Origin of the sequence: Kaistella sp., from assembly GCF_041824135.1 — a bacterium.
GTDB lineage: Bacteria > Bacteroidota > Bacteroidia > Flavobacteriales > Weeksellaceae > Kaistella.
On sequence record NZ_JBGZYM010000003.1, the window covers coordinates 1 to 9942 of the forward strand.

Annotated in this window: 6 protein-coding genes and 1 other RNA gene; 4 read left to right on the forward strand and 3 right to left on the reverse strand. The window is 38.6% G+C overall.

The window, feature by feature from the left end; translation table 11 throughout:
• Positions 1 to 43: 43 nt before the first annotated feature.
• The 4 genes from ACEYOS_RS00195 to ACEYOS_RS00210 all read left to right on the forward strand — a co-directional run bounded on the left by ACEYOS_RS00195 (position 44) and on the right by ACEYOS_RS00210 (position 8244).
• Entirely contained in the window at positions 44 to 370 is a 327-nt protein-coding gene (locus ACEYOS_RS00195; protein ID WP_373709271.1) for a DUF6660 family protein, read from the forward strand.
• A 140-nt stretch (positions 371 to 510) separates the two neighbouring features.
• A complete protein-coding gene (locus ACEYOS_RS00200) occupies positions 511 to 4875 on the forward strand; it encodes a CusA/CzcA family heavy metal efflux RND transporter (protein ID WP_143852770.1) in 4365 nt (1454 codons plus the stop codon).
• Between the two features lie 6 nt (positions 4876 to 4881).
• Entirely contained in the window at positions 4882 to 6156 is a 1275-nt protein-coding gene (locus ACEYOS_RS00205; protein ID WP_143852771.1) for an efflux RND transporter periplasmic adaptor subunit, read from the forward strand.
• A 21-nt stretch (positions 6157 to 6177) separates the two neighbouring features.
• Positions 6178 to 8244: a heavy metal translocating P-type ATPase gene (locus ACEYOS_RS00210; protein WP_373797473.1), complete on the forward strand. Its 2067-nt coding sequence runs from the start codon at positions 6178 to 6180 to the stop codon at positions 8242 to 8244.
• Positions 8245 to 8540: 296 nt separating this feature from the next.
• Here the strand turns inward: ACEYOS_RS00210 and ACEYOS_RS00215 are convergent, their stop codons facing one another.
• From ACEYOS_RS00215 to ssrA, 3 genes are all read right to left on the reverse strand, one after another.
• Complete coding sequence (locus ACEYOS_RS00215; RefSeq protein WP_373708658.1) at positions 8541 to 8831, reverse strand: hypothetical protein; 291 nt, start codon at positions 8829 to 8831, stop codon at positions 8541 to 8543.
• A 5-nt stretch (positions 8832 to 8836) separates the two neighbouring features.
• Positions 8837 to 9385 carry a hypothetical protein gene (locus tag ACEYOS_RS00220; RefSeq protein ID WP_373708659.1) on the reverse strand — a complete coding sequence of 183 codons (549 nt, stop codon included), beginning with the start codon at positions 9383 to 9385 and terminating at the stop codon, positions 8837 to 8839.
• 300 nt (positions 9386 to 9685) lie between these two features.
• Positions 9686 to 9942, reverse strand: a transfer-messenger RNA (tmRNA) gene (gene ssrA, locus ACEYOS_RS00225); the annotation flags it as partial.

Sequence of the window (9942 nt, forward strand, 5' to 3'; positions counted from 1 at the left end):
AAAAATATCAATCTAAAAAAAATTCTTACTATCTTGCACCCCAATGAAATTTTTCACTCTAATTTTTAGCTTTTATCTCTTGGCGCTTTCAATAGTGCCTTGCAGTGATGCTTTTAATTCTGGAGAGATCAATAAAGAAACGACCACCTTCTCAGCCTCGCACGATCATCCTACGGACACTGCAGATTTCTGCAGTTCGTTCTGTGTCTGTAACTGCTGCACTACGCCGGTGATCTCAAAATCTCACGCCTCTTATCTTACAATTCCTGCAATTAAAATTTTACCTGAACAAAAATTCATTTTACGTAAACTTTCCTTTATTTCTGTTTACTCGGGTAACGTCTGGCATCCGCCCCAAATTACTGCATAATACTTCTCATCTGATCTTCGTCAATTTCGATGCTGCGCGAAGCGTAATGTCTACTTGTTGATGGTTCTATATCAGCCAACCTTTCTGTTTCTTCAGTTAGGTCTCAACTCAATTTTTATTCATCTTTAATTGAATGTAAAGTGTTAAATCGTATTATAAATTTCAGCATACAGAACAAACTTGTTATTGGGGTAATGACTTTGTTTCTTATTATTTGGGGCGTTTGGAGCGCTACCAAACTGCCTATCGATGCCGTCCCCGATATTACCAATAATCAGGTTCAGATTATTACCGTGTCTCCCACCTTAGCCGGACAAGAGGTAGAACAACTCGTCACTTTTCCCATCGAACAGAGTATCGCCAATATTCCGGATGTGGAAGAAATCCGCAGTATTTCGCGCTTCGGCTTGTCGGTTATTACCGTCGTCTTTGATGAAAAGGTTGATGTTTACTTCGCCCGGCAACTCATCAATGAAAAATTAAAAGAAGCAGAACGAAATATTCCCGCAGGAATCGGTACGCCTGAATTAGCGCCCGTAAGCACAGGTCTGGGTGAAGTGTATCAGTACATTTTACACCCGAAAAAAGGCAGCGAAAATAAATACAACGCCAGCGATCTGCGAACCATGCAGGACTGGATTGTTGCCCGACAACTTAATGGCACCAAAGGAATTGCAGAGGTCAACAGTTTTGGCGGTGAACTTAAACAATATGAAGTCGCTGTAAATCCAGACCGTTTGAAAGCAATGGGAGTCAGCATTTCAGATATTTTCACGGCGCTGGAAAAAAACAATGAAAATACGGGTGGCGCTTATATTGACAAAAAACCCAACGCCTATTTTATTAGAGGAATTGGACTAGTCACTTCTTTAGAGGATGTCGAAAACATCAGCGTAAAAAATGCCACTGGAAATGTTCCTATTTTTATTAAAGATGTTGCCGAAGTTCGTTTTGGCAGTGCTTTAAGATATGGAGCAATGACCTACAATGGTGAAGTGGATGCTGTTGGTGGCGTGGTGATGATGTTGAAAGGCGAGAACAGCAATGAAGTCGTAAAACGCATCAAAGAAAAGATCCCGGTGATCCAAAATTCTTTACCGGATGATGTAATTATTGAATCTTATTTGGATCGTACAGAATTGGTAGACCGCGCTATGACTACAGTGGAAACCAATTTAATTGAAGGTGCCCTGATCGTTATTTTCGTTTTGGTTTTATTTCTAGGGAATTTTAGGGCAGGCTTGATCGTGGCTTCGGCGATTCCTTTATCCTTGCTATTTGCCTTGGGAATGATGAATGTCTTTGGGGTCAGCGCGAATTTAATGAGTTTGGGCGCCATTGATTTTGGATTGATCGTCGATGGAGCCGTTATCATCGTGGAGGCAACCGTTCACCATTTGGGTCTACGGAAATCGATGCACACGCTCACCCAGAAAGACATGGATCGAGAAGTTTTTCAGTCTGCATCGAAAATTAGAAACAGTGCAGCGTTTGGAGAAGTTATTATCTTAATCGTTTATATTCCGATCCTTACTTTAGTCGGTGTAGAAGGCAAAATGTTTACGCCGATGGCAAAGACCGTGGGATTTGCCATATTAGGTGCTTTAATTTTATCAATGACTTATATTCCGATGATGTGTGCCTTATTTTTATCGAAGAAAGGTTCACAAAAGAAGAATTTTTCGGATAAAATGATGACTTATTTGCAAGGGGTTTACCAACCGCTTTTGGAGAAAGCCATTAAAATTAAATACTGGCTGGTTGGCGGAACGGTCGCATTATTTGCGGTAAGTTTACTCTTATTTAAAAATATGGGTGGCGAATTTATCCCGCAGTTGCAGGAAGGAGATTTTGCTTTTCACTGTATTTTACCGCAGGGAAGTTCTTTGAGTCAAAGTGTAGAAACCGCCTCACAAGCTTCAAAAATAATTAAAGGTTTTGATGAAGTAAAAATGGTTGTGGCCAAAACAGGGTCTGCTGAAGTTCCTACCGATCCTATGCCGCCGGAAGCCAGTGATCTGATCATCGTTCTTAAACCTCAAAAAGAGTGGAAAACTAAGAAAAGTTATGACGAACTTTCATCAGAAATGTATGAAAAATTAGAAGTCATTCCGGGTATTTTTTTTGAAACCAATCAGCCGATCCAAATGCGTTTTAATGAATTGATGACCGGTATCAGACAGGATGTAGCCGTGAAGATCTTCGGTGAAAATCTGGACAGTCTTTCTATTTATGCCAATAAAGTGAGTCAAGTCTTACAAACAGTTGAAGGCACGAGCCAGCCACAAGTGGAACAGGTTCAGGGTTTACCGGAAATAAATGTGGAGTACGACAGAACGCGCCTTGCCAATTATGGAATCAATGTGGAAGAGGTGAATAGTGTACTGAGTACTGCTTTTGCGGGAAAAGTTGCTGGGCAGGTTTTTGAAAATGAAAGACGGTTTGATCTGGTCGTACGATTGGACAGTCTTCACAGAACAGATATTGACGACGTCAGTAATTTGATGATTCCCACCAATACGGGAAATCAAATTCCATTGTCGCAGGTTGCCACCATAGAATATAAATTAGGACCCACTCAGATCAGTCGCGAAGCCGGCAAGAGAAGAATATATGTAGGTTTTAATGTCACCGATAGAGATGTTCAAAGTGTGGTTAAGGAAATTCAGAAAAAACTGGAGGAGAAAATACAATTGCCCACGGGATATTATTTCACTTATGGCGGACAATTTGAAAATCTCGAAAAAGCGACGCAGCGGCTTTTGATCGCCGTGCCTTTATCGCTTTTACTTATTTTTGCCTTGCTTTATTTCACTTTTAATTCGGTGAAGCAGGCCAGTTTAATTTTCACTGCCATTCCGATGAGTGCCATCGGTGGCGTGTTTGCCTTGCTTTTGCGGGATATGCCTTTCAGCATTAGTGCTGGCGTAGGATTTATCGCTTTATTTGGAGTGGCAGTTTTAAATGGAATCGTCCTCATTGGAACTTTTAATCAATTGGAAAAAGACGGCGTGACCGATCTGTTTCAGCGGGTAATTCAAGGAACAAAAGAAAGATTAAGACCGGTTTTAATGACTGCAACGGTTGCGAGTGTAGGATTTCTACCCATGGCTTTATCACAAGGCGCCGGTGCGGAAGTTCAGAAACCTTTGGCGACCGTGGTGATCGGAGGATTAATCACAGCAACCTTCCTAACTCTTTTCGTGTTGCCTTTGCTTTACATTATCTTCAATTCAAAATTTAATTTTCGAAAAAGACTTAAAATGAAATCTATAACGACAATCATCGTTTTGTTTCTTTCCTCGATTGGCTTTACCCTGAATGCGCAGGAAATCAAAATTCTTGGAATTGACGAAGCGCTGGAAATCGCCGTGCAAAATAACGGAACCATCAAATCGAAGAATTTAGAATTAAAATCTTCGCAAAGCTTAATGAAAACGGCCGGAGAAATTCCGAAGCTGGAGTTCAATGCGCAGGTGGGGCAATACAGCAGTGAAAAATTTGATCAGTCTTTCCAGATTTCACAGACGATTCCCTGGCCTACTTTATTTGGAGCGAGAAAGGAACTTTTAAAATCAGAAGTGAGAGGCAAAGAATTGCAGATTGAACTCTCGGAACTTGAATTAAAAAATCGGGTTCGGACCTACTTTTACCAGATTCAGTATTTGGAAAATAATCAGAAGCAGTTGGCTTACCTCGATAGCTTATATATTGATTTTATACGAATTGCTAAATTAAGGTTTAAAGTCGGCGACATTAAAAAGGTGGAGATCAGCACCGCAGAAGTTAAAAAAGGAGAAATTTATTTGTTGCTGAAACAAAACGAAGTCTATCTCAACAGTGCGTATCAAAGTTTAAAAGCACTTTTAAATACAGAAGATTCTTTTAAAATTAAAGAAGAAGAAAATTTTCAGCCTTTATTAGCAAGTGCTTTAATGGATGAGACTGCCATCGCTAATCATCCTGCGGTGAAGGCTTTATATCAGGAAGCGCTTATCGCCGAACAAAATAAAGAAATTCAGAAAGCGCAAAACTTACCGGATTTAACACTTGGATATACGAATCAATCCCTAATTGGAAATTTTGATGTTGGTGGAAGAGATGTGTTTTACGGTTCAGAAAGAAGGTTCCATTCCGTTTTAATTGGAGTTTCAATTCCCATATTTACCGCTTCAAAAGCAAAAATAAATTCCTTTGACCTCACTAAAAAAGCGCTAGAAGCCAAGGCTGACCAGGAGAAACTGGAACTCAATGCGCAACTTCAAAATGCGTTACAACAGTACGGGCAAGATGTTCAACAATATCGATATTATTTAGATCAGGCTTTACCGAACGCGAAAGACATCGTTTTTGCCGCACAACTGGGTTATCGTACAGGTGAAATTTCGTATGTGGAATATTTATATGCTTTGCAAACCGCCACTGATTTGCAGCTCAACTACCTAAAAAGTATTCAGCAAATTAATCAATCTGTCATAAATATCAATTCAATAATCAATCAATAATTCGATATGGAATTCAATATAAAAAAATCACTATTCTCTTTCCTTTTTCTAAGTTCGTTTCTGTTTGTGACCCAATGCAGTAAGCAGGAAAAAACTAAAGAAAAGGAAACCGTTTCGAAAGAAGCCGAAGTTCACGAGGAAGAAGCAGAAAATATAGTTTCACTCACCGAAGAGCAAATGCAAAGTGTCGGAATTGAAGTAGGCAAAGTGGAACAGAAAGAACTTACCGCCACTATTAAAGCCAATGGAAATTTAAGTGTGCCCAATAACAGCAAAGCAAATGCGACGTCTTTGTACGGCGGAGTAATCAAAACACTCAGAGTACAAATTGGCTCTTATGTGAAAAAAGGGCAGGTTATTGCAACCATCGAAAATCCTCAGTTCATCCAACTGCAGGAGGATTATTTAACCACTCTGGATCGAATTAGATTCGCACAGCAAGAGGAGAGACGACAGCGAGAATTGTACGCCGGAAATGCCGGAGCGCTAAAAAATTTACAAAATGCAACAGCGGAGTTAAGAACGCTTTCCACGCGCAGAGCGTCTTTGCAACAGCAAATTCGATTGATGGGAATTAATGTGAATGCTGTTTCGAACGGAAATCTGAGATCGCAGTTGGTCGTAACCAGTCCGCTAAGTGGCGTAGTCAGCGATGTTTTTGCAAAGATCGGGAGTTACGTTGATGTTTCTTCGCCTATTGCAGAAATTGTTGATAACAGTTCTCTGCATTTGGATCTGCAGGTTTTTGAAAAAGATCTACCTAAATTAAAAGTCGGGCAGATCATCCACTTCACTTTGACAAATAATCCTGCCATAGAATATGATGCGCGCGTTTTTAGCATAGGTTCTTCCTTTGAAAATGACAGTAAAACGATTGCAATTCACTGTAAAGTAACGGGTAATAAAGAAGGGTTAATTGATGGAATGAATATCACCGGGATTGTGAGTCTCAGTGATGTTACCGCGCCAGCAGTACCAAACGGAGCGCTTGTAAGTGCAGATGGTAAAGATTATATTTTTGTGGTGACCAAAAAAGAACCCGCAGGACATGTAGAAGAAGAGGGCGCTGCGCCAAAATCTGCAAGTGAAGAAAAAGCACACGCCGAAGAAGAAAAACATGGTATTAATTTTGAACGGATCGAGGTTGCAAAAGGCGTAAGTAATATGGGCTACACGGCTGTTACTTTCGTAAAAGAAATTCCGGAAGATACCCAAATTGTTACAAAAGGTGCTTTTTTCATCAATGCTAAACTAGTTGGTGGCGGCGGTCACGATCACTAAAACTTACTTTAAAAAAATTATATGAAACATCAACATACTTATGACGCGCAGGGAAAACAAACTTGTTGCAGCGAAGAAGAGAAAATATATACCGAAGCAGGTGCAGAAGAAATTTTAAAGCCAGAGAAAGCTCTCCGAAAAAGTTTCAACGCAACGCCAGCAGATGATTCTCACGCGGGTCACGATCACGGAGCAGACGACGATCACGACCATACCAATATGGAAGGCAGTACTTTTAAACTTTTTCTGCCCAGTATCATCTCTTTATCGTTGCTTCTTATTGCATTGTATTTTGATCATCTTTTAAAACCTGACTGGTTTACAGGTTGGGTGCGAATCGCTTGGTACATTGTCGCCTATCTTCCGGTCGGATTACCAGTATTGAAAGAGGCATTCGGAAGCATCAGGCAAGGCGCTTTCTTCTCGGAGTTTTTCTTAATGGGAATTGCCACGGTCGGAGCTTTTGGAATTGGCGAATATCCAGAAGGTGTAGCCGTAATGTTATTTTATTCTGTCGGTGAAGTTTTTCAAACCTTGGCTGTTTCCAGAGCGAAAGCCAATATTAAAAGTCTGCTGGATCAAAGACCCGATGAAGTCACAGTCCTCAGAAATAATATTCCGGAAATCATCAAGGCTGAAAAAGCAGAGATCAATGATATTATTCAATTAAAACCTGGAGAAAAATTAGGTCTGGATGGCGAATTGCTTTCTGAAAAGTCATCCTTTAACACTGCAGCTCTAACCGGCGAAAGTAAACCAGACACGAAGTCTAAGGGAGAAACTGTTTTGGCTGGAATGATCAATTTGAACACCGTTTCCCAAGTAAAAGTGACCACTGCTTACACGGATAGCAAACTAAGTAAAATATTGGAATTGGTTCAGAATGCCACGGCTCAGAAGGCGCCCACGGAATTATTCATCCGAAAATTTGCAAAGATTTACACTCCTATCGTGGTTTACCTTGCCATTGCGATCACCTTTGTACCTTACTTTTTTGTGGCCAATTATGATTTTGCCGATTGGTTATATCGTGCCTTGGTATTTCTCGTAATTTCCTGTCCGTGCGCTTTGGTGATCAGTATCCCACTGGGTTATTTCGGCGGAATTGGAGCTGCGAGTAAAAATGGAATTTTATTTAAAGGCAGCAATTTTTTAGATGTTATTGCCAATATTCAAAATGTGGTGATGGATAAAACCGGAACCATGACGGAAGGTGTTTTCAAAGTTCAGGAAGTTATTTTTAATAAAGATTTTGATCAGGCAGAAATTTTAGAAATGGTCAATGCGCTAGAAAGCAAAAGTACGCATCCTGTTGCCACGGCGATTCACGAATTTGTGGGAGAGGTTAATACCAATATCCAGTTAGAAAATGTGGAAGAAATTGCAGGTCACGGTTTGAAAGCCACGGTTTCAGGCAAAGAATTACTAGTGGGTAATTTTAAGTTGATGGACAAATTTAATATTTCTTATGATGCTGAGGTGAGCAAAATTGTTTACACGCTCATTGCTATTGCCTACGACAAAAAATTTGTAGGTTATCTCACAGTTGCCGACAGCATCAAACAGGACGCGAAACTGACCATCGAAAAACTGAAATCCCTGGGTATAAAACCGACGATGTTGAGCGGTGATAAAAATGCCGTTGTTCAGTTCGTAGCGAAGGAATTGGGCATTGAAAATGCTTTTGGTGATTTATTACCGGAAGATAAAGTAACTAAACTTCAGGAAATAAAGGCAACGAATCAGAGTGTGGCGTTTGTAGGAGATGGTGTGAATGATGCGCCAGTTGTTGCTCTAAGTGATGTCGGAATTGCCATGGGTGGACTTGGAAGTGATGCCACGGTGGAAACTGCAGATGTGGTGATTCAGGATGATATGCCAAGTAAAATCCCAATGGCCATCAATATCGGGAAGCAAACGAAGAAAATTGTTTGGCAGAATATCACTTTGGCTTTTGTGGTAAAAGGAATTGTTTTAGTTTTGGGCGCCGGTGGTCTAGCCACGATGTGGGAAGCCGTTTTCGCCGATGTTGGAGTAGCGCTTTTGGCGATTCTAAATGCGGTTAGAATTCAACGAATGAAGTTCTAAGGGAATTTTATTTCGGCTACAGTAAAGGTTTTAGAAAATTTTACGCTTGTTAGATGACAAAACAATATTCCCGTATTTCTACAAAAGATAAAACAATCTGAAAATTTAGATTTTAGAGAGTTTTATAAATTGTTTGGTATTTAACGACAGAAAACGGTCGAAAAATAAAATTTGAAAACCTTATAAAACATGAACTTTGAGGGGAAATTTCTTAAAATATTATCTCTGGCTCTTTTACATGGTTTTCTTTATTAATTTCTACTCCTGTAATGTAATGTTTATGGAAGTTCAACTATTTAACTTTTAACTTTAGCTCTATAAATCCCTACTACTTTATTCTCTATTTGCTCAGAAAATAAGTAGCCTAATCCTGTTCCTCCTATAAGAGCTAAAAGAATTAAAGTGTTATTAAATTGAAAATCTGAAAAATAATGAGTATCAGTTTCGGATCTTTCATCATAATATTCCTTACCCACTTCACTAGTTCTGTCATAATGACGATAATATTTATTTTCTCCTGTTATAAGAGCTATAGCCAGAGCTATAATAGTTCCTACTACTAATCCTATTGCCGTTTGTCTGTTCATAGTATTTATTTTTCAAATTTGTCAATTAAAAGATTTCGGTCGTTATCGCTCATATTATCCCAGACTTTTTTAGAAATACCTAGCCGTTTTAAATTCTTGTCTATATAATTTTGCACTATTGTGAGATGATCATTATAAACTGCAGATTTCTTATTATATATGTTACTTAGTAATACAACTTCATTAATTTTAAGTTGTTCCTCAATATCATTTCGGTTAGTGTAACCATATTTTATTGTATTTACTTCTTTAGTACCTCCGTTTTTTGTATTAAAGTAATCATAGTATTCATAATCAGTTAATGGATCTATTATAATTTTTTGTAATTGTTTATTACTATAATCAGTTATAGATAATAACGCCCTTTTGACTTCGTGAAATTTATTGAGCACTCTGTCACATTCTTGTGTGATTTCATTCTGTAGATTTTTCTCATTTATAAGTGTATTAACATACTTCACTTTTTCCTGACGATCAATTATAATACTATCGATTCTAGTCTGAAAATATGCATAACTAGAAACTAATAAGAGTAGAAATGGTATTGTTTTCATATTATTGTTTTATACTTTTTAAAAAAAACTCTTTTATAATATTCTCTGTAATGTAAATAGGTCTCCCTGGGTTTGCGGAGTGCTAATTGTCGTACCATTTTCACGGGAAGAGCAACTAAACGTAAACCCCACGAAAAGTAATAATTTATATAATTTGTATTTATTAATACGAAATTAATTAAACTATTTAAATAAATATTGTGTAAAAACAATAGAAAAATTGGCAGTTAATAAAGTTATGGACTAAATGAGGGCTAAAAAAAACCTAACCAATTGAAATGCAAATGATTAGGTTTTAAATAGTGGAGTTGGAGGGATTCGAACCCTCGTCCAAACAAGCAACACATAAGATTTCTACATGCTTATTCTGCAATTAATTTTCGACTATAAACAGAGTACAGAAACCCAATTTACAGCTTAACTTCTTTGATTTTCGATCTCGAACCGAAGTCTTTCGAGACTTATTTCTGCATTGCTATGCCTCAGAATCAAACGCCGCAGAACGGAGCATTTGCGAGACATCTTGCCTCCTTACTATCTTCGGGAGAGCGCTTGAA

What these genes read in the sequence shown, in the direction of transcription:
- ACEYOS_RS00205 (WP_143852771.1), top strand. Translation starts at nt 4,882, where the DNA reads ATGGAATTCAATATAAAAAAATCACTATTCTCTTTCCTTTTTCTAAGT.
- ACEYOS_RS00215 (WP_373708658.1), bottom strand. Translation starts at nt 8,831, where the DNA reads ATGAACAGACAAACGGCAATAGGATTAGTAGTAGGAACTATTATAGCT.
- ACEYOS_RS00220 (WP_373708659.1), bottom strand. Translation starts at nt 9,385, where the DNA reads ATGAAAACAATACCATTTCTACTCTTATTAGTTTCTAGTTATGCATAT.
- ACEYOS_RS00195 (WP_373709271.1), top strand. Translation starts at nt 44, where the DNA reads ATGAAATTTTTCACTCTAATTTTTAGCTTTTATCTCTTGGCGCTTTCA.
- ACEYOS_RS00210 (WP_373797473.1), top strand. Translation starts at nt 6,178, where the DNA reads ATGAAACATCAACATACTTATGACGCGCAGGGAAAACAAACTTGTTGC.